Below are 23,711 nucleotides of genomic sequence, written 5' to 3'. Positions count from 1 at the left end.
TTTCGCAGGTCATGTATTACTAATACGAATCAGAGGTATCAGCGTGGGGCTTTCCGGCACCTCGGCCGTCCTGGCGCTCGTCGGCGCACTCCTCCTTCCGCAGGCCGCCCACGCGGCCGGGACCGTCTCCCCCTCCGGCACGGCTGCCGTCTCCCGTACGGCCGCGACCGTCCACACCGGCGCGGACCGGGTCTCCCGTGCCGCCGTCGCCGGGACCACCTACCACGTCGACGCGACCGGCGGCTCCGACACCGCGGCCGGGACCTCGGCCGCGACGGCGTGGAGGACGCTCGGCAAGGTCAACGCCCAGGTCTTCGGCCCCGGCGACCGGATCCTGCTGAAGTCCGGCGGCGTCTGGACGGGCCAGTACCTCGACCTGCGCGGCTCGGGAGCGGCCGGATCGCCGATCGTCCTGGGCCGGTACGGCACCGGCGCCAGGCCCCGCGTCGACTTCGCCGACACGGCCGTGAACGGCGAGGGCTTCGGGGTGCGGCTGCGGAACGTCTCGCACTGGGAGATCGGCGATCTGGAGATCACCAGCGGGCAGCAGCCCACCGACCGGCGGCGCAGCGGGGTCCTCGTCGTCGGCGAGGGCGCCGGCGCGGGGAACCTCGCGCACATCCACGTCAGGAACATGTACGTCCACGACGTGTTCGGCACCGACCGGCGGACCGGCGGGATCAACGTCCACGCCCGGGGAGCCGCCACCGACCCCGAGAGCACCTGGACGGACGTGCTCATCGAGGGCAACACCATCGACAACGTCGCCGACACCGGCATCCAGACCATGACCGACGCGCTGCTCAACACCACCTGGGCGCACGACCTCGACGCCTTCCGGAACCTGGTGATCCGCGGCAACACCGTCACCCGGATCCACCGCGACGGGATCCTCGTCCGCTCCGGGCTGGCCCCGCTCGTCGAGCACAACACCACCGACCGGATCGGCGAGTCCACCACCTCGACGCTGCCGTACCTCGACGACATCGCGGTCGTGGCCGCGCAGTGGATGTACGCCACGACCGACGCGGTCTTCCAGTTCAACCAGGCCTTCCGCACCCGCAGGCTCGACGGCGACGGCCAGCCCTGGGACTTCGACCAGAGGGTCCACCGCAGCGTCTACCAGTACAACTACAGCCAGGACAACGAGGGCGGCACGCTGCTCGTGATGGACCAGACCGACGACAACGTGTTCCGCTACAACATCTCCCAGAACGACCTGGACCGCAGCGTCGGGGTGTTCCACCTGGTCAACGGGTCGGGCGACCTGAAGGTCCACAACAACGTCTTCTACCGCTCGGCCGGGCAGACCGGCCAGATGACCGGGACGTCGACCGGGCAGGTGGCCTACGTCGGCAACATCTTCGTGAACCAGGCAGGCGGCGCCTACAGCATCAGCGGCAACGTCACCTACGACCACAACCTCTACTGGGGGACCAACGCCTCCCAGCCCGACGATCCCCACGAGATCATCGCCGATCCCCGGTTCGTCACGCCGGGCGGCGCGACCGGCCTGGCCTCCGCGGGCGCCTACCGGCTCCGGCCGGGCTCGCCCGCGATCGACAGCGGCGTCGCGGTCTCCCCGTCCGGCGGCCGGGACTTCTTCGGGACCGCGCTCTACCAGGGCGCCCCCGACCGGGGCGCGCACGAGTCGGCCGCCGTCCCCGCCACCGTCCTGCTGTCGGACGACTTCGGCGACGGCGACGCGGCGGGCTGGACGACCTCCGGCGGGTCGTGGTCGGTCACCGGCGGCGCGTACTCCCAGACCTCCACCGCGCCCGCCGAGAGCCTCGCCGTCACCGGCTCCGTCCCCTGGACCGACCACACCGTCCAGGGGCGGGTCAGGGTGAACACCGCGGGCGCCAACGCGGGCCTGGTCTTCCGGTACGCGTCCGCGTCCGACTTCTACCTGTTCCGGCTCAACGACACGACCGACACCGCCGACCTGTACAGGAAGAGCGGCGGCACGCTCACCCTGCTCGCCGGCGCCTCCGTCCCGATCGTCCCCGGCACGTTCCGCACGCTGAGGGTGACCATGTCCGGCTCGGCCGTCACCGGCTTCGTCGACGGGGCCCAGGTGCTCACCTGGACCGGCCCCGCCACCGGACCGGCGTCCGGCAGGGTCGGCCTGCGCATGCACTCCGGCACCGCGACCCTCGACGACCTGCTCGTCACGACGCCGTAGCCCCCCGGACGCGGGCTGCCCGGGGGTGAGCGCCCGGCCCGGCACCCACCCCGCAGGAAATGCAGGTGCGCGCTCTCCGGTGGCTCTGTAGCGTTTCACGTGGTTCGCCGGGCTCGGAGAGGGCACGGGTCGAACCCGGTCGGTCATCGGTTCACAGGTTCGACTCCTGACGGGATCCCCGGATCTCGAAGCCGGCCGGGGTCGCCACATCCGCGTCTTCTCCCGGCCCGGTGAACCGGCCGGTCCTGCCGGCGGTACGGGTCGAATCCGGTCGGTTACCGCCTTCTCAGCGGGTGACGCGGGTTCGAATCCCGCCGGATCCACCCTGTGGATCCGTCGTCCAGCGGCCAAGGACACCTATGCCGGTCGGAGCTCCCACATCCGTACCACCGGCAGGACCGATCGGAAGGGGAGGGCGGGTCGAAGAACGTCGGTTATGGGATCAATGGGTCGCGGGTTCGAGTCCCGCCACCGTGGCCCGGCCACGGTGTAGCTCAGACGGCAGAGCAATTGGAAAAGCCCGGCGTTCGTCACCACATCCGCCCTCCCCTTTCGCGTGCCCGCACCCCGGCGGGCCGCGTCCCCACACCCGCTCCCCGGCGGGTCGAGCCAGAAGGAGAGCGCCATGGCACGTGATCCACTCGCGAGGATCTCCACGATCGTGACGTCGCAGATGCGGCGCCTCCCCGGCCGCCGCGACCAGGTCCGCAACAACGCCGGCGGTTACGGCTTCGCCAAGGACGTCTGGAACGGGCTGGAGGACTTCCTGATCCTCGGCACCACCGGGGGCACGTACTACGTGGGCGAGGACAGGCTGACGGCCGACAACGCCGACGTGCTGTTCCGGGCGATCGACGAGGACGGCCCCCGCGCCGTCCGGCTGATCGTGGACGTCTCCACCGCGCGGCCGCCCCGCGCGCCCAAGCCCCGCCCCGCCGTCTTCGCGCTCGCCGCGGCGTTCGCCCGGGGTGACCCCGGCACCCGCCAGGCCGTCAAGGCCGCGTTCCCGCTGGTCGTGCGGACCACCGACCACCTGGCGATGTTCGTCGGCTACCTCAAGGCTCTCGGCGGCAAGCCGAGCCGCAACGGCTCCTCCCTGGTCGTGGGGCGGGCGCTGCGGACGACCCTGGCGAGCTGGTTCCTGCGCGACGAGCCGGACGCGGTGGCGTTCCGGGCGTGCAAGGCGATGCAGCGCAGGACCCCCGCCGGGGAGGCCCTCGCGCTGCGGGACGTGCTGCGCATCGCCCACCCCGCGGCCGCCACGCCCGAGCACCGGGCGCTGTTCGGGTGGATCGCGGGCAACGTCGGCGACGACGCGGCCCGCGAGGCGCTGCCCGCGGTCGACCGGTTCCTCACGGCCAGGGCGGTCAGCACGCCGGCCGAGGCCGTGCGGGTCGTGTCCGAGCGGCGGGTGCCGTGGGAGTTCCTGCCCGACGCGATGCTGCGCGAGCCCGAGGTCTGGGACGCGCTGGTGGACACGGTCGGCCTGACCGCGCTCATCCGCAACCTCGCGCGGATGACCAGGATCGGCACCCTCGTCCCGCTGGGCGACGCCACCGGCCGCGCGGTCGCGCGCCTCACCGACGCCGAGGCGCTGCTGCGGGCGCGGATCCACCCGATGGACGCCTGGCTGGCCCTGCGCGTCTACGCCTCGGGCCGCTCCCGGCCGAACCCGCGGGCCGAGGTCCAGACGTGGCGGCCGGTCCCGGCGATCCTGGACGCGCTGGAGGAGACCTACGAGCTCTCCTTCGGCACGGTCGAGCCGTCCGGCAGGCGGCTGCTGGTCGCGGTGGACTCCTCGGGGTCGATGAGCGGCACCTGGGGCGGCCGCCTCACCGTGGGCGGGTCGGAGATCGGCTCCCCGTACGAGGTGGGCTGCGCCATGGCGGTCATGCTGGCCCGCATCGAGAGGGGGAACGTGCACGTCATCGACGTCGACACCTCCGTGCACACCTCCCGGGTGAGCGCGCGGACGAACCTGCGGGAGATCGCCTCCTGGCGGCCCTCGGGGGGCGGCACCGACCTGTCGCTGCCGTTCGACTGGGCGCTGCGGAAGAAGCGGCACGTGGACGGCATCGTGGTCTTCACCGACAACGAGACCTGGGCGGGCCGCTCCCACCCCAGCCAGGCGCTGGCCGCCTACCGGAATGCGGTCAACCCGCGGGTGCGCGTCGTGGTCACCGCGATGACCGCGGCCGGGCACTCGATCGGCGACCCGAAGGACGCGGGCGTGCTCAACATGGCGGGCCTGGACGCGTCCCTGCCCTCGGTGGTGAACGGCTTCCTCCGGAGCCGCTGAGAACGGAGGAGGGGTGGGGGGGGGGGGGGGGGGGGCCGCGCCCCCCCCCCCCCCGCGCGCGCCCCCCCCCCCCCCCCCCCCCCCCCCCCCCCCCCCCCCCCCCCCCCCCCCCCGCCCCNNNNCCCGCCGGGCGGCGGGGGGCCCCCCCCCCGCGCCGGCGCGCGCCCCCCCCCCCCCGCGGGGGGCCGCCCCCCCCCCCCGCCCGCGGCTCCGGGGGGGGGGGGGGGGCGCCGCCCCCCCCCCCCCCCACCCCTCTGCCGGTCGCGGACCGGCCCCTCGCCCGGCCGTGGACCGGTCCGGCCGGTCCGGTCGCGCCCTGGCAAGATGGACGGCAGGCGCGACGAAGGAGACTCCGTGACATACGACGTGGCGGCCGTACGGGCCTGTTTTCCCGCGCTGGACGAGGGGGCGGCGCACTTCGACGGGCCGGGCGGCTCCCAGGTCCCCGAGCAGGTCGCGCGGGCCGTGGCCGGCGTGCTGGGGTCGGCGGTCTCCAACCGGGGGGCCGAGACCGCCGCCGAGCGGCGCGCCGACCGGATCGTCACCGAGGCCCGCCAGGCCATGGCCGACCTGCTCGGCGCCAGGCCGGACGGCGTCGTGTTCGGCCGGAGCATGACGCAGCTCACCTACGACATGGCCCGCGCGCTCGCCAAGGACTGGCGTCCCGGCGACGAGGTGGTGGTCACCCGGCTCGACCACGACGCCAACATCCGGCCCTGGGTGCAGGCGGCCGAGGCGCGCGGGGTCACGGTCCGCTGGGCCGACTTCGACCCCGGGCGCGGCGAGCTGGACGTGGCCGAGGTCGCCGGGCTGCTCGGCGGGCGCACCCGGCTGGTGGCGGTCACGGCCGCGTCGAACCTGCTGGGCACCCGGCCGGACGTCCCGGCGATCGCCGAACGGGTGCACGCGGCCGGGGCCCTGCTCTACGTCGACGGCGTGCACCTGACGCCGCACGTCCCGGTCGATCTCGCCCGGCTCGGCGCCGACTTCTACGCCTGCTCGCCCTACAAGTTCCTGGGCCCGCATCTCGGCGTGCTCGCCGCCGACCCCGCCCTGCTGGAGACGATCCGTCCCGACAAGCTGCTCCCCTCCGGCGACGCGGTGCCCGAGCGCTTCGAGCTGGGCACGCTGCCGTACGAGCTGCTGGCCGGGACGACGGCGGCGGTGGACTTCCTCGCCGGTCTCGTGCCGGGCGAGGGAGGCAGGCGCGAGCGGCTGGCCGTCTCGATGGCGGCGTTGCAGGCCCACGAGAGGGCCATGCTCGACCGGCTCGACACCGGCCTGGCCCAGATCGCCGGGGTGACCTCGTACGGCGCGGCGACGCGCGAGCGAACCCCCACGACGCTGTTCTCCGTCGACGGCGTCAAGCCCGCCGACGTCTACCGTTTCCTGGCCGGGCGCGGCGTCAACGCCCCCGCGAGCCACTTCTACGCCCTGGAGTGCTCGCGCCGGCTGGGCCTGGGCGACGCCGGCGCGGTCCGGGCCGGGATCGCCCCCTACACCGACGCCTCCGACGTGGACCGGCTGCTGGAGGGCGTCCGCGAGCTGGCCTCCGGTCTCGGCGGGTAGGTCACCCCGGGGCCGGGCCGCCGAAGAGGCCGCCGGTGACGCAGACCTGGGCCTGGGCCGAGAGCACCTCGATCCGGACCGAACGGCCGGGCTCGGTGAACGGAACGTGGATCTTCCCGGCCCCCTGCTCGAAGACCACCTCGACCTCCTGCCCGCCGACCCGCACGTAGGCCGCCGTCCGGGCGGTCGAGCGGTAGTCGAGGCCGAGGACGACCATGCCGCCCCGGTGCGCGAGGGGGATCGAGATCACCCCGCCCTGCTGCGGGAAGCAGCCGCCCGGCGCCGCGACGTAGGGGCCGGTGAGCCGGGCCGGGACCAGCCTGCGGCCGGTGGGGTCGAGCACGAGCGGGCTCGCCGCGGGCCGGGGGTTGCGCATGAGCGCGGCCAGCTCAGGCGGGGCCAGCGGGCTGAGCGTGAGGTTGCTGAGGCCCTCGTCGCCGTAGCCGAAGCCGAACCGGTCGTAGGGGGTCTTCTGCGGGTAGACGTCCGAGCCGGGCGGTGCCGCGGCCAGCGTCGCGCGTACCGAGGCGAGGTAGGAGCGGATCTCGGCGCGGCCCGGCTCGGTCCCGGCCACGTACCTCTCCCCGGAGTACACCGACAGGGCGGTGACGGCCACCGCCAGCGTCACGCAGGCCGCCCGGACCGCGCCGCGGGCCGGGATCCGCCGCCGGTACGGCCGCGTCTCGCCCAGCAGCGGCAGGGTGGCCAGCGCCAGGCACAGGGCGAGCACCGGGACGGCGTCGGCGAGGTAGCGGGCCTCCTCCCCCAGCGCCTTGTCGAACGCGCGCCCGGCCAGGATCGGCACCATCAGCACCGGGAGGTAGACCGCGAGGATCAGCCACGCCTTCCAGGCCCCCCGCCGGAAGAACAGGGTGACGGCGACGACCGCCGCGACGAGCAGCCAGGCCGCGCCGACCATCAGCGGAGGCGGCACCGCGTAGAACTTGTACCACCAGCTCCCCGGGCCTCCGGCCGCGAGCACCGGGAAGGTCACGCCCAGCATCCGGGCCGTCGCCCGGCCCGCCACCTCCGCCGCGGGCGTCTCGACGCTCTGCCCGTGCAGCCGGTCGAGCTGCAGGAGGAACAGGACCGAGTACGCGCCCGCCACGGCCGCGTACGCGCCGAGGACCACCGCCAGGGAGCGCAGGCGCTCCCGGACCGGGAAGTACAGCACGGTGATCAGGACGAGCAGCAGGGGGATGGCGAAGACGGCCTTGAGGTGGAAGGAGCAGAGCCCGAACAGGAACCACAGCCCGGTCACCAGCGCGTCCGTCCCCCGTCCCGAGCGCAGGAACGTCACGTGCGAGGCGACGGCCAGGGCGATGGCGATCTGCAGCGGCAGCGCCTGGACCGCCGCCGCCCACCAGTAGAAGGCGGGCAGCGCGAGCGGGGAGAACAGGTACAGGGAGAAGGGCACCAGGATCGCCGGGCGCGTGCCGAACAGCACGCGCAGCATCCGGTACACGGCCAGGGAGGCGGCGAGCTGGAGGAGCAGCAGCGCCGCGGCGGTCACCGTCCAGTTGTAGGCGCCGAAGACGACGATCAGCTTGTTGGCGATCATCCCCACCGGCATCACGTGCGCGGAGTAGACGCCGAAGAGGTACCCCGGGTCGAGCGGCTCGGCCGTGGCCCGCCCGATCATGTTGAGGTCGTCGCCGAAGAAGCCGCCCCGGTTCAGGATCGTGGCCCGCCAGGCGAGCTGGCCCACGACGAGCACCAGGGCGACGGCGAACACCCGCCGGTCCCGGGACGGGGGCCGGGGGGCACCTGCCCGGGAGGCGGGGACACGGTCTGTGACCTGGGGGGACGGCATCGTTCTCCACACTCGTCGCTCTGGATGAGTTCCTAACGTACGCGCCCCGGAGAGGCTACCTACTCATCGGTGATGCGACCCAATCGTTCCACGGCGCCCAGGTATCCCTCGATCATGCTGAAGACGACGTCCCTGGAGGACCTGACCTGGTTCATCGTGCCGATGATCTGCCCGGCCGGGAAGGTCGCCAGCTCGGCCGCGTCGGAGCGGCCGATCCGCCGGAGCGCGTCGGAGACCAGCATGAACTGCAGCGGCATCGGCAGCGTGCCGGGCGAGTCGGCCGCCTCCCAGGCGTCGGTCCACTCGTTGCGGAGCAGCCGGGCGGGCTTCCCGGTCCAGGACCGCGAGCGGACGGTGTCGCGCGAGGTGGCCTCCAGGATGCGGCGCTTGGCCATCTCGGGGGTGTCGGCCTCCTCGACGGCGAGCCAGATGGAGCCGGTCCACACCCCTTCGGCGCCCAGCGCCATCCCCGCGGCCATCTGGCGGCCGTCGCCGATGCCCCCGGCGGCCAGCACCGGGACGTCGACGGCGTCCACCACCTGCGGGATGAGGACCATCGTGGAGATCTCCCCGGTGTGCCCGCCGGCCTCGGTGCCCTGCGCGACGACGATGTCCACGCCGACCTCGACCTGCTTGATCGCGTGGCGGGGGGTGGAGGCGAGCGCGGCCACCTTCACCCCCTTGGCGTGGGCCTGGTCGACCACGTCGGCCGGGGGCGGTCCGAGCGCGTTGGCGAGCAGCGCGATCGGGTGGCGCAGCGCCACCTCCACCTGCGGTCGGGCGGTGGCGTCGGTCCAGCCGAGCAGCACCCTGCCCGCGTCCGCGCCGGCCGACAGCGGCGGCACCCCGTGGGCGGCGAGCAGGCCGTCGACGAACTCCCGGTGCCCCTGGGGGATCATGCCCTGGAGGCGTCCGACCAGGTCCTCGGGGGAGTCGACGCCCAGGTCAGAGCCCGCGTAGGAGGCGGGCATGACCACGTCGACGCCGTAGGGCCTGCCGTCGACGTGGTCGTCGATCCATGCGAGCTCGACCTCGAGCTCCTCGGGGGTGAAGTAGAGGGCGCCGAGCACACCCATCCCCCCGGCACGACTGACCTCGGCGACGACGTCACGGCAGTGGCTGAACGCGAAGATCGGCAACTCTATCCCGAGCATGTCGGTTACACGTGTCCGCATGCTGTGACTGTACGACCGCCCGGGAACAAACTGCAACGTGTTCTAATGCAGAACCTTTCTTTCGTTCCGGAACCTAAGCTACTCGTGAGTAATCAACATCGAAAAGTGTGGAACGGGTTCCAGTTCCATGCCCGCCAGGGCATGCGAAAGGCGGGAGGCCGCGGGCGTCGCCGCCCGCGGCCTCCCGCCGCCGTCCTCGTCCGGTCGTGTCACGGACCCCGGCCACCGGCCGGGACGCCTCACCGCTCCGCGCGGCGCCTGATCAGCAGCAGGCCGGTGATCACCAGCGCCAGCCCGAGCACCAGCAGGACCAGCGGGATCGTGGTCCTGAGCATCGTGATGGTGTTCTTGCCGTCCGTCGCGTTCTTGACCAGCTCGTCCTGGGTCTGCTGGGTCATCTTCGCGGTGGCGACGAAGGCCACCGAGCGCTCGACGCCGTCCTGGGTCTTGAGCACGTCGTGGCGCTGCTGCTCCTGGCGCACCGGCGAGCCGGTGGTCGGCTCGATCCAGAAGGTGTTGACGCCGTCGTAGACGCGGTCGACCTCCACGTCACCGGTCTCGTCCATGCCCAGGTAGGAGGCCGGGGCCGAGAGGGTGTCGATCGTGGTCGGCGGGATGGTCTGCTCGAACCGGTAGACCCTCAGGCCGCCGACCTGCTCCTCGGTCACGAACCTGGCGTCGAACGCCTTGCCGGTGGTGGAGTTGAAGACGCTGTAGGTCTTCTTCTCCACGTCGAACGGCCACTTGTAGATCTGGCCCTGGAGCTGGGCGGGCTCGTCGTTGATCTTTACCGAGCAGCAGTTGATGCCCTCGCCGGTGTACTTGTTGAAGGCGCTGCGACGCTCGCTGTAGGTGATGAGGGGGTTGGAGTTGGTGACGTCGTTCACCACCATGACCTCGTCCCAGACGACCCGGTCCCCCTGGGCCCCGGCGACGTCCCCCCTGGTGGTGACGGTGATGTCGAGATCGCCGGTCACCACCTTGCCCTTGTCCCCGACGCTGAAGTACTGCGCGTCGGTGGCCTCGAGCTTGCTGATCCCGTACTGGTCGGCCGGCGCGGCGATCAGGGCGGGCGCCACCTGGAACCGCACCAGGGGCGCGAGAACAAGGAGGAAAGCCCCGAGTCCGATCAGTACCAAACCGATGACGCGACGCATCGCTCCTCCAGGGGCCGTCCGCTATACAGGTGTGCCGATTGCCCTATAACAAGTTCCATTTCGCGATATGTTAGTGCTGGGAGTCATCTACGTCACCAGGGATGCCAAAAAGTGACCGAAACAGGTTCTATGCCGGTTCACCGGAGGCCGGCCGTCGGTGACGTGGGCGATCTCCCCGCGATCGGGGGGCACCTGGACGCCATGGACGGCGTCCGCGCGGTCGCCTCGTTCGGGGTTCTTCTCTACCACGTGGCGAGCACGACGGGGGCCTCCCTGCGGGAGGGGTTCCTGCCCTCCCTGCTCTCCCGGGGCGACATCGGGGTGCCGATCTTCTTCCTGCTCTCGGGTTTCCTGCTCTACCGGCCCTGGGCGCGCCGGACCGTACGGGGAACCGGGGCGGACCGGGTCCACGGGGCCCACGAGAGGGCCGGGGACACCGGGAATCCCAGGGACGCCGGGGACGCCGAAGACGCCGTGGCCGCCCCGGACGTCGGGGACTACCTGTGGAAGCGGGCGCTGCGCATCCTGCCCGCGTACTGGCTGGTGGTCGTGGTGGCGCTGACGCTCTGGTCCTGGCCGCAGGCGGCCGACCCGTGGAAGTGGCTGCCGTTCGTGCTGCTGGTGCAGAACTACGTCCCCGATCCCTGGTGGGGCGGGGTGAGCCCGCCGGGGCTCGGGCAGATGTGGAGCCTCTCGGTCGAGATGACCTTCTACCTGGCCCTGCCGCTGATCGCCGCCGCCCTGCACGCGCTGGCGCGGCGCGGGGCGGACCCGGTCGCCAGGGCCCGGCTGCTGCTCGGCGGCGTCTGCGCGCTCGGGGCGGTCTCCCCGCTGTGGGCGGCCTTCAGCCACTACCCGGTCCACCGCCCCGAGCTGGGCCTCTGGCTGCCCCGGCTGCTGGTCTACTTCGCCGCCGGCATGGCGCTGGCGGTCGTCTCGCTCTGGGCGCACGCCGAACCCGATCCGGACGCTCCGGTACGGCGCCTGACCCGGGGGATCCGCGAGTCCTGGGTGACCTGCTGGATCATCGCCGGCCTGGTCTACGTGGTGGCGGCCAGCCCGATCGCGGGGGGCCGCCTGTTCGAGATGCAGGACCTGTGGACCGACCTGTTCGAGATGACGCTCTACACGGTGTTCGTGCTCGCCCTGCTCTCCCCCGTCGCCCTGCAGCCCCCCGGCCCCTCGCCGATCCGCTCGCTGCTGGGCAACCCGGTGATGCGCTACCTGGGCCGCATCTCCTACGGCGTCTTCCTGTGGCAGTTCGTGGTGATCGTGGGCTGGTACGAGCTGACCGGCCAGGAGTCCTTCAGCGGCGGCCTGCTCTCCACGCTGGCGGTGTGCACCGCGCTCACCGTGCTGCTCGCCGACCTCAGCCATCGGCTGGTCGAGGCTCCGGCGCTGCGCCTGCACCGGTTGCGCCGCCGTCCCGCCCGGGACTGACCCCGCCGGCACCGTCCGCACCGCCCGCACCGCCCGCACCGCCGTCGCCGGGCTCACCCGTCCCGCGGCCGTCCGCACCGTCGCCGTCGTCGCCGTCGTCGCCGTCCGGACCGGCGGCGCGGATCAGGCGCACACCGGCCACCAGCACCGCCACGCCCAGCACCAGGAAGGAGATCGGGATCACCAGGTTGACCAGCGTCGCCCGGCTCCGGAACTGCCGGGCCTCCCCGGCGTTCCAGCGCTCGTCCCCGGCGCTGGTGCGCAGGTCGGCCGCGAGCGCGACGACCTTCCCCCGGCCGTCCGGCGTGCGCAGGGTCCTGACCAGGTTCTCCCTGAACCCGATCACCATGCCGCTGGTCGGCTCCACCCAGAAGGTGCGGGTCCCGTCCAGGTAGGCGTCGACCGGGAACAGCTCCGCGTCCGACGCGGAGGCTCCCGAGGTCCCGGCGGTGCCCGAGGTCCCGGCGGTGCCCGCGGTCCCCGTGGTCCTCGCGGTCCCCGGAGGGCCGGGCGTCCTCGGGGTCCGCCTCTTCTCGGGGCGCTTCGCGGTCTTCCGCTCCTCCGGCTCCTCCAGCCCCAGGACGGATCCGGGCAGCCGCATGGGCTGCTGGACGTAAGGCTCGTCGACCAGGCGTTGCGCGTAGCGGTACACCCGCACGCCGTGCAGGGTCTCGATCCCGTCGAAGCGGGCCGTCACCGGTCTGCGGGCCAGCGGGTCGTAGACCTGGTACGCGATCGGCCGGGCCTCGAAGGGCCAGCGGAAGAGCAGGCCGCGCGGGGCGGGGTCGGGGTTCTCGTCGACGTAGTCCTCGCAGCAGGGGAACGCCTGCGCCGTGCGCCGGTCGAAGGCCAGGCGCCGCTCGTGGTAGTCGACGCGCTGCCCGCTCCGGGTGGCGAGCGAGACGAACTCGGTCCACACGGCGACGTCGGGCGTGGACCTGATCGTGTCGCCGTACCGGGCCACGGCCTGCTCCAGCGGGACGCCGCTGCGGACGCGCAGGGCGGCGGTGTCGAGGTAGGAGCCGGACTCGGTGGTCAGCATGGTGATCCGGTTCTGCTCGGCGGGCAGCACCAGACCGCTGGGGTAGACGTACAGGCGGACCAGCGCGGCCAGCGTGATCAGGAAGGCCCCGGCGGCGAGGACCAGCACCCCGCGCAGCCGCTCCCCGCTCATCCCCCGGCCGGTCGCCACCGAACCGGTCGCCTCGGGACCGGTCGCCACCGAACCGGTCGTCTCGGGACCGGTCGTCTCGGGGACGGCCCGCGGGTCCGTCGTGCGGCCGGTCACCGTCGCTCCGCCGGTCGCTCGGCCGGTCGCGCCGGGGCGGTCTCGACGGGCACCGCGACGGCCGTGTCGGGCACCCGCAGCCACGGCCTGGACGGCCGGGGCACCCGCACCGCGGCCAACAGCAGGCCCAGCACCGTCAGGCACAGGTACTGCGCCACGACCGCCCCGGCCTCCCCGCCGTACCCGAGCGCGAGACCGGCCGCGCCGAGCCCCGCCACCACCGGGAACGGCGTGAGCAACGCCCTGCCGATCCGGTACGCCCGGCCGCCCGCGCTGTGCTCGGCCGAGGCGACGCCGCGCAGCCACAGCGCGAGCGCCGCCACCGTACCGGCGAGCGCGGCACCGGCCCAGCCCTCGGCCACCAGGCCCAGCACCGGGGCCAGCGGCCAGAGCCAGGCCGCCCGCACCCGCGCGGCCGGTGCGGCGGCGAGCGTCCGCACCCGGCGCGGCCGGACCAGGGCGAGCGCCGCGACCAGGGCGACCAGCGCCCAGCCGACGAGCAGCGCGGTCCGGTAGAGCCCGTCCGGGGCGTAGGTCATCACCACGGTCCCGTCCCCGGGCGGCAGCAGCCAGGCCTGCCGCCAGCCGTCGAGCCGGGCCGGTTCCAGCACGCGACCGCCGAACGTGGCCCGCCAGCCGGCGTTGAAGTTCTCGCCGAGCGCCAGGTAGGAGGGCTCGGTCGTGGAGACCCGGACCCGGCGCTCCCCCGCGTCCCAGCTCTCGACCGCGGCCGGGCGCAGCACCGCCGGAGCCGCACCGGGACCTGCGATGGTCCCGCCGGTCCCGCCGGTGCCGCGCAGGACCATCGAGTCCACCCGGAACCCCTGGGCGGCGGCGGCGCGTACCCGCAGCGTGCCCGCCTGCGTCCAGACCGCCTCGCAGGTGCGGTACGGGACCGGGCGGCCGGCGAACAGGTCGCCCAGGGTCCCGCCGCGGATCTCGGTGGGCGTCTCGACCCCGTTGACGGTGAGCATGGGGCCGAACCCGCAGGGCATCCTCAGCGGCTGCGCCCCCAGGGCCGGCAGCGGCCTGATCCCGGGGACGGACACCCCGAGCACCTCCATCCGCCACGAGCCCAGGGCGGTGAAGGTGATCTGGACCCGGTCGGCCCGCATCGGCGCGAAGCCGATCCAGCCGTCCCGGGACGCCCACGCGTACCGGACGGAGTCACCGGCGGTGACGGTGACCCGCACCGGTGGCGCCCCCAGCCTGGTGTCGGGGAAGTCGACCCGCAGCCGCGACAGGGTCACGGTCCTGCCCAGCTCGGCGGTGAGGGTGGGCGCGAGGTCGGCCCGCCCGGCGTACCAGACGGTCCTGTGGTCGTCGTCGAACGCCGCGTACGCCCCCGCGGCCGGGACGTCGGCCGCGGTGGAGGAGGCGGTGACGCGCGGGAAGGTGCCGGGGGGCATCAGCACGGTCTCGGCGGCCCGCTGGTCGGCGAGCACGGCCCTGCCCTCCAGCACGCGCCGGCCGGTGGCGACCGGGAACGACCGGTCGAAGGCGTAGCCGTCCTCGCCCACGTAGTGCAGCCGGTCCGCGCAGGTCCAGGCGTAGGAGCCGAGCATGCAGCCGGGGGCGGCGTCGGTCCGGCTGGTCACGACCGTCCGTCCCGGCTCCGGGGCGTCCCCGGAGGGGTCCGCCGGGGTCACGGAGGGCACCACGAGGGTACGGCCAGGGCGGACGCCGGGGATGGCGATCTCGGTGATGCCGACCCGGGGGTCGGGGTCGCGCAGGACGCCGGTCACCCGGATCCGGATCCTGGAGGTCTTCCCCGCCGGGACGTTGAGCCGTTCCCACAGCGAGGTGAGGCCGAGCCGGGTGCGGACCCGGCCGGTGTCGGTCTCCACCATGACCTCCGATACCGTCACCGCCTCCTCGGAGCGCTCGAACACCGCCTGGATCGAGGGGACCGCGACCGGCTCGGCCAGCCGGACCTCCAGCCACTGCTCGACCGCCGGTTCCCAGCCGGTGGAGCGCCAGCCGGTGCGCAGGTCGTCGTCCAGCGCCGCGTACGGCTGCTGCCCGGCGTCGCGGGTGCCCGGGGTCGCCCCCAGCCTGGACTGCGAGGAGGAGGCGGTGACGGACTCGACGCCGGTGAGGACGGCGACGGTCTTCGGCTCGTCCCAGGCGGGGTCGGTGAGGTCGTGGGCGGTGCCGCGTCCCTCGTAGGGCTCGTCCGGCGTCATCGTCTCGGTGTAGGGCCTGCGCAGGTCGCTCACGACCAGCTCGCGACGGCGCATGGTGTCGGTGAGCACCGTGTCCTCGGCCGGGATCGCGTCCGCGCCGGGGTCGTCGCCGAGGATCACCGGGCGGTCGTCGCCGAGCACGCCCTCCTCGGCCATGGTGAGCAGCGCCTCCGGGGCGCCGGAGACCCGCAGCGGCCGGGCCGCGGGCACCGTGCCGACGACCGGGCTCGCCCCGGTGACCTCGTAGATCTCCAGGGACGCGTACGGCTGGTCGAGCCGGCCCGACGCGGTCGGGGAGTCCTCGAAGCCGACGGAGGGCCCGAAGCCGCGCACCCTGCTCAGGCCGGGAGAGCGGTCCAGGGCCTCGTGCACCCGGGCCGGCCAGGCATCGCCGAAGGCGACGCGGTCCAGGTCGTTGCGGACCAGCAGGTAGCGCACGCCCATCCGGCGCAGCGCCCGGGTCAGCCCCGCCGAGCCCTGCCCGTTGGCGAAGCGGTCGTCGATCGCCTTGACCAGGCGGTTCGACCCGGCCGTACCCCAGGGCACGATCGTGTTGCTCACCCACCTGGCCTTCTTCAGCAGCGGCTGGAACGGCTCGTCCAGCGGGCGCCCCCAGGTGTACTCCCCGCGCCGCGCCCCCGGCAGGACCAGCACGGTGCCCTGGTCGGCCCGCTCGTCCAGCCAGGAGGCCGCCTGCCGCCAGTGCTCGGGGACGTCGGCGAAGGCGCCGCCCGGGGCGATGCCGGCGGTCGCGACGGGCATCAGGGTCAGCCCGGCCAGGGCGGCGACGGCCACCGTCGCGGGGAGGCGGACGGCGGCCCTGACGGCCCCCACGTGGGAGACCAGGGCGGCCAGGCCCAGCACCAGCGGGAGCCGCAGCAGCGCGTTGAACTTGTGCAGGTTGCGGAAGGGGGCCAGCGGGCCGTCCAGCAGCGCCCTGAGCGGCTCGGCGAGCGGCCCGGTGTGGCCCGCGACGAGAACGATCACGCCGGCCAGGGCGGTCAGGACCAGGAAGGGCCGCTCGGGGGTGCGGGCGAGCGTGAGCCCGGCCAGCCCCAGCCCGGCCACCAGGGCGGTGACCACGACCAGCCAGGGCACGGTGGCGTGCTCGTAGGCGGCGGGCAGGTAGGGGCGGCCGTCCACCGGCAGGAAGGCCACCCAGTGGTTCATGCCGCGCAGCACGTTGGTCAGCGACCCGACGACCGTGGTCGTCCACGCGTTCTCGGTGAACGGCATGAAGGAGAAGACGTAGCGGCCCAGCAGCACCAGCGGGACCAGCCACCAGAAGGAGACCGCGGCGATCGCGGCCAGCCACCAGGCGATCAGCCGCCGCTTGCGCGGTCCGGGGCGCCGGGTCAGCAGGTAGATCATCGGGACGACGAGCACGGCCAGCTCGGCGGCGGCGTTGATGCCCCCGGCGAACAGGAAGACCAGCGCCGACAGGCAGGCGGCCCGGCGCGGGGTCGTCTCCCCCCTCGCGCCCCTGATCAGGAAGAGCAGCACCCAGGGCAGCACGGCGCTGGGGGCGAACTCGACGGAGTTGAACCCCATCAGGGCCTGCGCGTGCGGGGCGAGCGCGTACGCCAGGCCCGCCAGCACCCCGGCGAGCGGGCCGCCGATCCGCAGCGCCCGCGCCACCTGGGCGACGCCGACGAAGGCCGCGCACAGCATCAGCGTCACCCACAGGCGCTGGACCACCCAGGGCGGCATGCCCGAGTTGATCAGCAGGGTGTAGAAGGGCCCCATCGGGAAGATGTAGCCGTACGCCTGGTTCTGCAGGTGGCCCAGGTAGTCCTGGTCCCACATGTTCAGCGCCTGGGCCAGGAAGCCGATCGGGTTGATCGGCATGTCCAGCTTGGTCTCGGCGATGAGCCTGCCCGGCGCCATGTGGAAGGCGACCGCGGCGAGGAAGAGACATCCGGCCAGCAGCCTGAGCCTGCGGCGGAGCCCGGTGTCGGAGGCGCCGAACTCGGCGACGGGTGCCGACAGGCGGGCGATCCACGTGTCAGGGGTCACGGGCGCTTACGGCGGGTCGGTCTCACCCGAGGCGAGACAGAGATCGGATGCATGAAGGTGACGACCGTTTTTGGCTAATTCTGTGGTGATCAGTCCGGTCATCGTAGCGCCGGTCCTCCCCCAGGTGAACTCGGCGGCCCAGAGCCGGCACGCCTGCTGGATCTCCTCGCGCCGGACCGGGTCCGACAGTTCCCCGAGCGCGCGGTCCACCACGTCGGCCAGCGTCTCACCGTCCCCGACCAGCCAGCCGGTGACGCCGTCGCGCACCGAGTCGCGCAGCCCCGCCACGTCGTAGGCGACCGTGGGGACGCCGAGCGCGGCGGCCTCGATCACGGTCAGCCCCCAGCCCTCGAACTCCGAGGCGGTGACGTTCAGCCGCGCGGCCCCCAGGATCGCGTTCTTGGCGGCCTCGGGCAGGAAGCCGTGCAGGTGGACCCGGTCCTCCACCCCCCGGCCGGAGGCGTGGGCGGTGAGCCGCTCCTGCTCGTGGCCGCGCCCGATGACGTGCACGTGCATGCCGGGCCAGGCGTCGCCGAGGTCGCGGGCGAGGTCCACCACCCGCTCGACGCGCTTGTGCCCGACCAGCCTGCCCAGGTAGACCACGGCCGGGTCGCCGGCCACCCCGCCGGGATCGGCCACCGGCCGGGCCACCGGGCTGCCGTTCGGGATCACCTGGATGGGCGCGAGCCAGCCCAGCCTCTCGCGCAGCTCGGCGCGGGAGGACTCCGAGACCGTCACGGTCGGGCGGCGCCGGTAGACCAGCCGGGCCGCCGGCCCCTCGATGAAGCAGCCGATCCGGGCCAGCCAGGGCGGGAAGAAGGCGTAGAACTGGCGGTCGTGCACGTGGTGCACCAGCGAGACGACCACGGTCCGGCGGCTCACCACCAGGGGGGCGAAGAAGGGGATGCCGTTCATGCAGTCGATGACGACGTCGAAGCGCCTGCGCCGCAGCAGCATCCAGAGCGGGACCAGCAGGTAGACCAGGAACGGGTTGCCCATCCGCCGCAGCGCGATGCCGTCGCGCTCCTCGGCCGCGGCCTGCCCGGCCTCCCTGGCGGTGACGAACGTCACCTCGGCGCCCTGCCCGGCCAGGTGGCGGCTGACCTGCCAGGCGTACTCCTCGGCGCCCCCGGCCACGGACTGCGACGGCTCGCGGAAGTTCAGGACGGCGACGCGCACCCCGCGCATGGAGAGCCGGCGCGGCCCGGTCGCGGCGACCAGACCGGCGGGCGCGACGGTCGCGACCGGCACTGCGGGCGCGACGGGGGTGCGCGGGATCGCTCTGGCGCCCTGTCCGGCCACGAGCACTCCTATCTCCGTACGGCGTGTCTCCGCACGGCGTGTCTCCGCACGGCATGCGGGAACGGCGGCGCGGTGACACAGGGGCGTCCGCGGGCATGCCGAGGCCGGCCCCTGTCCCGTCGGGACGATTCCCCGCGCCGGGGACCCGAAGGCTCAGGTGAGCGCCGGGGCCGGTCGGCGGCCCCGGGCCGTCACCTGGTGCCGTAGTTGTACAGCGGCCTGTTGGGCGGCTCGGGGGTCGGTGCCGCGACGTTCACGACCGCCACCGAGGTTCCGATCGCCAGCACTGCCCCTACCGCCAGAGCGGCAATCACTCGCAACACCCGAGTTCTCCCTCCAACGCGTGGATCGTGCAGTCTGCCCGAGAGTAGAACGTGATACAGCTCGCCAGCCAGCAACTTGGTCAAAATGTGATAAATAAAGTTACCGCTGGGTAAATCCTACAATATTTGCATCTCACGAGCTCAGAGGCGGTAGAGCAGGAGCTCCGGACCGGCGTGGAGCAGCCGCGCGCCCGGCAGCCTGGAACGGAACATGTTCTCGTTCGCCCTCAGGATCAGCACGTGGCTGACCCCCCGCCCGGCCAGCGGCCCGGTCAGGGCACCGGACCCGGCGAGGAGCGGGCCGATCTCGCGCGCCAGCGGGTCCTCGGCCCCCAGGGCGAGCGTGCGGCCGTCCCCCAGGCCGACCGTCAGGCCGTCGTTCCAGACCACCCGGCGGTGGAAGGACTTGACCGCCGGGTCCAGCACCACCCGCCCGCCGTTCCAGCCGAACGCCCGGTACGCGCTCCACGGCAGCGTCAGCAGCGCCCCCGGGGCCGGGTCGGCGTCCACGATCTGCCGCACCCGCGACCAGTCGGGCGGGTACTCGACCGCGACCAGCCTGCCGAACGCCCCCAGCGCGAAGGTGGGCAGCACCAGCAGCGGCACCAGGATCATGCCCGGCCGGATCGTCGCGGGCAGCCGGGCCGCGACCGCGGCCAGGCCGACCGCCTGGAGCAGCGCGAAGGGCGCGAGGTAGAGCTGCCCGTCGCGCAGCGGCCCGAAGCCGGGCCAGAACCCGACCAGCGCCTGTACCGCCCCCGGCAGGAAGGCGCCGGCGCACCCCACCGCCAGCCCCGCCGCGGACGCCACCGCCAGCCCCTCCTCCCACTCCCACGCCCCGTCCCGTCCCCGCTGCTGACTCCGCCGCCGCTCCCGTCGCTCCCGGACGAGCAGGGCGTGACCCGCCACGGCCGTCACGGTCACCGCGAGCCGGACCAGGGCCGACCACCAGGTCTCCTGCCCCGGTACGACGGCACCGGAGTTCCACACCCCGCCCAGGGTGAGCAGGCTGCCGAGGGTCCCCAGCGGCCCGTCCGCCCGGGGGGCGAAGGCCCGCACCCCGGCCGGATCGGTGACGGCGGCGCTGCCCAGTGCCGGGACCAGCCACGGCAGGCTCAGCACGGCGGCGATCGTCAGGACGCGCGGGGCCCGGCGGCCGGCCACCGGCACGAGGGTCATCACCGAGACCAGCATCGCCTGGAAGCCCCCGACCGCGGCGGGCAGCAGCGCCAGGACCAGCGGACCGGCCCGCCTGCCGGTGGCCGCGCGCACCGCCCACGGCAGCCCCGCGTACCCGAGCAGCATTGCCCACTGGCCCAGCAGCAGCCGCTGGGCCAGGTAGACGTTCCAGGCGTAGAACACCGCGGCGACCAGCCGGGCGACCGTGCGCTCCCCGCGCTCCCCGGGGACCAGGGCCGCCGCGCCCGTCGCGGCGAGCACGAAGAGGCCCAGCAGGATCGCCTTCTGCACCACCTGGTCCGCCGGGAACGGCAGGAACGACGACGCCGCCGAGATCAGGGCCACCGCCGTGTCGCTCGGCACGGCACGCGGGAAGCCGCCGCCCTGCGGAAGGATCGGCGGATCCGGTACGAACACCATGTCGTAGCGGAGCACGAAGCCGGGACCGAGCGCGGGTCCCAGCGCGAGCACCCCCAGCAGCAGCCCCGCCAGGGCGGGCAGCGCGTGGACGGCCCGTCCGCGCCACCGCTCCCGGGCCGGTCGCCGGTCCCCGGGACGGGATCGGCGCGCCCGGATCCGGGATCGGGCCGATCGCCGGTCCGGCGGGCGGGCGGGGCGCCTGTCATCGGCCCCGGGAACGCCCACTACGGTGCGGCGGGGCGGAAGAGCACCATGTTCACGTACTCCCGGCCGGGGACGAGCAGGCGGGAGATGAAACTCCGCCGCACCTCGCCGACCGCCTCCTCCTGGTGGGCCGGCAGGTCGAAGCCGTCCAGCGGGTGCCAGGAGCCGCCGGTCAGGACGAAGCCGGTGTAGCCCCACTCCGCGAGCCGGTCGACGACCAGGCCGATGTCCTGGTGCCGGGTCTCCAGCTCGACCAGCAGGACGGGCCGGTCACGGCGGACGGTCCGCTCGGCCCCGAGCAGCGCGGCCAGCTCGTGACCCTCCACGTCGATCTTCATGAACCGGACGTCCCTCAGGTCCAGCTCGTCGATGGTAACGGCCGGGACGTCCACCGGCACGCCCTGTCCGTGCACCACCGAGGCCGTGGCCTCGGCGCCCCGGCCGCCCCCGGGGATCCAGAGCCGTGCCGTGCCGGAGCGGTCCGAGGCCGCCGCCGCGACCACCCGCACGTCGGGGAAGGTGCTCGCGAGCAGGGCGGCCAGCCGGGGGTTGGCCTCGATCGAGACCACCTGCGAGGCGAGCCGCCGCAGCGTGGCCGTCCACGGCCCGTACCAGACGCCCACGTCCACGGCGGTGCCGCCGCGCGGCACGAACTCGCCGGCGCGGGCCAGCTCGGCGTCCAGCCGGGGGTAGACCCTGCGGATCGCCGCGCCGAACCAGCGCGGCGGGACCGCGCCGGCCACGGCACTCCGGACGGCCACCCCTGGCCGGAACCGCATCGACATGCGCGAAGCCTATTACCTGCCCGGCTCGGGGTCCCTGGGCAGGCCGAGCATGCGCTCGCCGATGATGTTGAGCTGCACCTCCGTGGTGCCGCCGTAGATCGTCATGGCCCGGGTGGCCAGCACGGCCCGGTTCCAGTAGCCGGCGTCGCCGAGCTTCATGTCGGCGGCGATGACGGCCGAGGGGCCGAGCAGCGAGACCGCGCACTCCGAGACGTGCTGGGCGTGCGAGGTGGACAGCAGCTTGCGGACCGAGGCGTCGGCCCCGGGCTCGACGCCGGTGAGCTGCTTGAGCGTCACCCGCAGGCCGAGCGCCGCGATCGAGTGGCCCTCGCAGACGACCCGGGCCAGCTCCTGGCGCTCGGCGGCGGTCAGCTCCCGGCCGAGCCGCCCGACCAGGCCGAGCAGGTCGGGGACGGACGCGCCGGTGCCGCCGGAGCCCGCCGAGAGCGAGACCCGCTCGTTGGACAGGGTGTTCCTGGCGACCTTCCAGCCCTGTCCCACCTCGCCCACGACCAGGTCGTCCGGGACGAACACGTCGTCGAGGAAGACCTCGTTGAACAGGTTCTCGCCGGTCATCTCGGTCAGCGGCCTGACCGTGACGCCGGGGCCCTTCATGTCGACCAGGAAGTAGGTGATGCCCTCGTGCTTGGAGCCTTCGGAGGAGTTGCGGGCGATGCAGATGCCCCACTCGGCGAAGTGCGCCACCGAGGTCCAGATCTTCTGGCCGTTGAGCCGCCAGCCGCCCTCGACCTTCTCGGCCTTCATCTGCACGTTCGCCAGGTCGGAGCCTGCGCCGGGCTCGGAGAAGAGCTGGCACCAGATCATCTCGCCGCTCAGCGTGGGCGGCAGGAAGCGCTGCTGCTGCTCGGGGGTGCCGTACGTGGCGATCGACGGCACCACCCAGGCGCCGATGATCATCTGGGGCAGTTTGACCCTGGCCGCCTTGAGCTCCTGGATGATGAGGACCTGCTCCAGCGGCTTGGCGTCACGCCCCCAGGGCCGGGGCAGGTGCGGCATGACGTACCCGGCCGAGGCCAGCGCCCGCTTCTGCTCCTTGCCCTCCAGCGCGGCGAACCCGGCGACCTCGGCGCGGATGCCCTCGCGCAGCTCGGCGGCCTCCTCGGGCAGCTCGACCTCCAGCTCCCGGCTGACGCCGTTCAGCGCCAGCTCGGCGACCGTCTCGGCCCACTCGCCCGAGGAGCCGAGCAGGGCGCGCAGGGTCAGCGCCCGGCGGTAGTACAGGTGGGCGTCGTGCTCGTAGGTGTAGCCGATGCCGCCGAAGATCTGGACGGCGTCCTTGGCGCAGTGCACGGCCGCGTCGGGCGCCACCACACCGGCGATCGCGGCGGCGTAGGCCAGCTCGTCGGCCGTGACCCAGTCGCCGGAGCCCGCTCCGGCACAGGCGCGGGCGGCGTCCCACACGGTGGCGCGGGCCTGCTCCAGGGCGACGAGCATCCGGGCGGCCTTGTGCTTGACGCCCTGGAACTGCCCGATCGGGCGGCCGAACTGCACGCGGACCTTGGCGTACTCGGCGGCGGCGGTCACGCACCACGAGGCCACGCCCGCGGCCTCGGCGCCGAGCACGATCGCGGCCAGGTTGAGGACCCCGGGGCCCTGCAGCCCGTCCAGGATCCGGCCCGCCGGCACGGCGACGGCGTCCAGCTCGATCCGCGCCACGCCACGGGTGACGTCCAGGGCCCCGACCGGGGTCACGGTCGCCGCGGAGGCGTCCACCGCGACCCACTCCTCGCCGCGGTCGGTGCTCACCGGGAGCACCAGGACGTCGGCCAGGGCGCCGCCCAGGACGTGCTCGGCGGTCCCGCCGATCGTCAGGGCGCCGTCCTCGCCGCGGGTGCCGGTGATCGAGGCCGACAGGGCGACCGCTCCGGTCAGCGTGCCGTCGGCGAGGCCGGGCAGGAGTTCGGCGTGGGCCTTGCCGTCGGAGGCGAGGATCGCGGCGCTGGCGAGCACCGTGGGGACGTAGGGGCCGGGGGCGACCCGCTCACCGAGGGCCTCCACCGCGATGGCGGTCTCCAGCAGGCCGTAGCCGCTGCCGCCGTGCTCCTCGGGGATGTGCAGGCCGAGCAGGCCCTGGTCGGCCAGCCCGGACCAGAAGCCGGGACGTTCCTCCCCCTCCGCCGCCATGGCGGCGCGCACGACCCCGGACGGGATGTTGCGCTCCGCCCATCCGGTCACCGACTCCCGGAGCGCCTCGTGCTCCTCGCTCAACCCGATCGCCATGACAGCCTCCAGACGCGATTCAATGACAGAACCATATTCTAGAAGGTGCTTCCATCACAACGCGCCCCTCTCGGACGCCCCGGCCGCGGGACCGGGACCGGCGGGCCGCCGGATCGCAGGGGCAGGGGC

Annotated in this window: 14 protein-coding genes and 1 tRNA gene; 5 read left to right on the top strand and 10 right to left on the bottom strand. The window is 73.8% G+C overall.

Going from position 1 to position 23,711, the window contains the following annotated elements:
• The first annotated feature begins 43 nt into the window (after positions 1–43).
• The 4 genes from ACIBCT_RS04930 to ACIBCT_RS04915 all read left to right on the top strand — a co-directional run bounded on the left by ACIBCT_RS04930 (position 44) and on the right by ACIBCT_RS04915 (position 6,053).
• Complete coding sequence (locus ACIBCT_RS04930; protein WP_399186045.1) at positions 44–2,185, top strand: family 16 glycoside hydrolase; 2,142 nt, start codon at positions 44–46, stop codon at positions 2,183–2,185.
• Positions 2,186–2,448: 263 nt separating this feature from the next.
• A tRNA-Ser gene (locus ACIBCT_RS04925) sits at positions 2,449–2,508 on the top strand.
• Between the two features lie 302 nt (positions 2,509–2,810).
• Positions 2,811–4,484: a TROVE domain-containing protein gene (locus ACIBCT_RS04920; protein WP_399186044.1), complete on the top strand. Its 1,674-nt coding sequence runs from the start codon at positions 2,811–2,813 to the stop codon at positions 4,482–4,484.
• A 354-nt stretch (positions 4,485–4,838) separates the two neighbouring features.
• Positions 4,839–6,053: a cysteine desulfurase-like protein gene (locus ACIBCT_RS04915; protein WP_399186043.1), complete on the top strand. Its 1,215-nt coding sequence runs from the start codon at positions 4,839–4,841 to the stop codon at positions 6,051–6,053.
• Between the two features lies 1 nt (position 6,054).
• Here the strand turns inward: ACIBCT_RS04915 and ACIBCT_RS04910 are convergent, their stop codons facing one another.
• The 3 genes from ACIBCT_RS04910 to ACIBCT_RS04900 form a co-directional block, all read right to left on the bottom strand.
• Positions 6,055–7,788 carry a hypothetical protein gene (locus ACIBCT_RS04910; protein ID WP_399186042.1) on the bottom strand — a complete coding sequence of 578 codons (1,734 nt, stop codon included), beginning with the start codon at positions 7,786–7,788 and terminating at the stop codon, positions 6,055–6,057.
• 137 nt (positions 7,789–7,925) lie between these two features.
• The gene (locus ACIBCT_RS04905) at positions 7,926–9,041 is read right to left on the bottom strand and encodes an NAD(P)H-dependent flavin oxidoreductase (RefSeq protein ID WP_399186041.1); all 1,116 of its coding nucleotides are present in this window, start codon (positions 9,039–9,041) and stop codon (positions 7,926–7,928) included.
• A 239-nt stretch (positions 9,042–9,280) separates the two neighbouring features.
• Positions 9,281–10,198 carry a DUF3068 domain-containing protein gene (locus ACIBCT_RS04900; RefSeq protein ID WP_399186040.1) on the bottom strand — a complete coding sequence of 306 codons (918 nt, stop codon included), beginning with the start codon at positions 10,196–10,198 and terminating at the stop codon, positions 9,281–9,283.
• Between the two features lie 162 nt (positions 10,199–10,360).
• On the opposite strand from ACIBCT_RS04900, the gene ACIBCT_RS04895 reads away from it, so the two are divergent.
• A complete protein-coding gene (locus tag ACIBCT_RS04895; protein ID WP_399186039.1) occupies positions 10,361–11,638 on the top strand; it encodes an acyltransferase family protein in 1,278 nt (425 codons plus the stop codon).
• On the opposite strand, the gene ACIBCT_RS04890 is transcribed toward ACIBCT_RS04895, so the two are convergent.
• The 7 genes from ACIBCT_RS04890 to ACIBCT_RS04860 all read right to left on the bottom strand — a co-directional run bounded on the left by ACIBCT_RS04890 (position 11,568) and on the right by ACIBCT_RS04860 (position 23,582).
• Positions 11,568–12,926 (bottom strand): DUF3068 domain-containing protein, encoded by a 1,359-nt coding sequence (locus ACIBCT_RS04890; RefSeq protein WP_399186038.1) that lies wholly within the window; start codon positions 12,924–12,926, stop codon positions 11,568–11,570. The genes ACIBCT_RS04895 and ACIBCT_RS04890 overlap by 71 nt on opposite strands.
• On the bottom strand, positions 12,923–17,128 hold the full coding sequence (locus ACIBCT_RS04885) for an alpha-(1->3)-arabinofuranosyltransferase family protein (RefSeq protein ID WP_399186037.1): 4,206 nt from the start codon (positions 17,126–17,128) through the stop codon (positions 12,923–12,925). The genes ACIBCT_RS04890 and ACIBCT_RS04885 overlap by 4 nt, the downstream gene beginning before the upstream one ends.
• 6 nt (positions 17,129–17,134) lie before the next feature.
• Positions 17,135–18,430 (bottom strand): glycosyltransferase family 4 protein, encoded by a 1,296-nt coding sequence (locus tag ACIBCT_RS04880; RefSeq protein WP_399186036.1) that lies wholly within the window; start codon positions 18,428–18,430, stop codon positions 17,135–17,137.
• A 191-nt stretch (positions 18,431–18,621) separates the two neighbouring features.
• Positions 18,622–18,753 carry a hypothetical protein gene (locus tag ACIBCT_RS04875; RefSeq protein WP_344889137.1) on the bottom strand — a complete coding sequence of 44 codons (132 nt, stop codon included), beginning with the start codon at positions 18,751–18,753 and terminating at the stop codon, positions 18,622–18,624.
• 141 nt (positions 18,754–18,894) lie between these two features.
• The gene (locus tag ACIBCT_RS04870) at positions 18,895–20,577 is read right to left on the bottom strand and encodes a hypothetical protein (RefSeq protein WP_399186035.1); all 1,683 of its coding nucleotides are present in this window, start codon (positions 20,575–20,577) and stop codon (positions 18,895–18,897) included.
• Positions 20,577–21,341 carry an FkbM family methyltransferase gene (locus ACIBCT_RS04865; RefSeq protein WP_399186034.1) on the bottom strand — a complete coding sequence of 255 codons (765 nt, stop codon included), beginning with the start codon at positions 21,339–21,341 and terminating at the stop codon, positions 20,577–20,579. Before ACIBCT_RS04865 ends, ACIBCT_RS04870 begins: the two co-directional genes overlap by 1 nt.
• A gap of 12 nt (positions 21,342–21,353) precedes the next feature.
• Positions 21,354–23,582 (bottom strand): acyl-CoA dehydrogenase, encoded by a 2,229-nt coding sequence (locus ACIBCT_RS04860; protein ID WP_399186033.1) that lies wholly within the window; start codon positions 23,580–23,582, stop codon positions 21,354–21,356.
• Positions 23,583–23,711: the final 129 nt, after the last annotated feature.

This window comes from Streptosporangium sp. NPDC050855 (assembly GCF_044456585.1).
Taxonomy (GTDB): Bacteria; Actinomycetota; Actinomycetes; order Streptosporangiales; family Streptosporangiaceae; genus Streptosporangium; species Streptosporangium longisporum.
The sequence above is the reverse complement of the archived record's forward strand: the minus strand, read 5'-3'. Positions and strand labels throughout refer to the sequence as shown.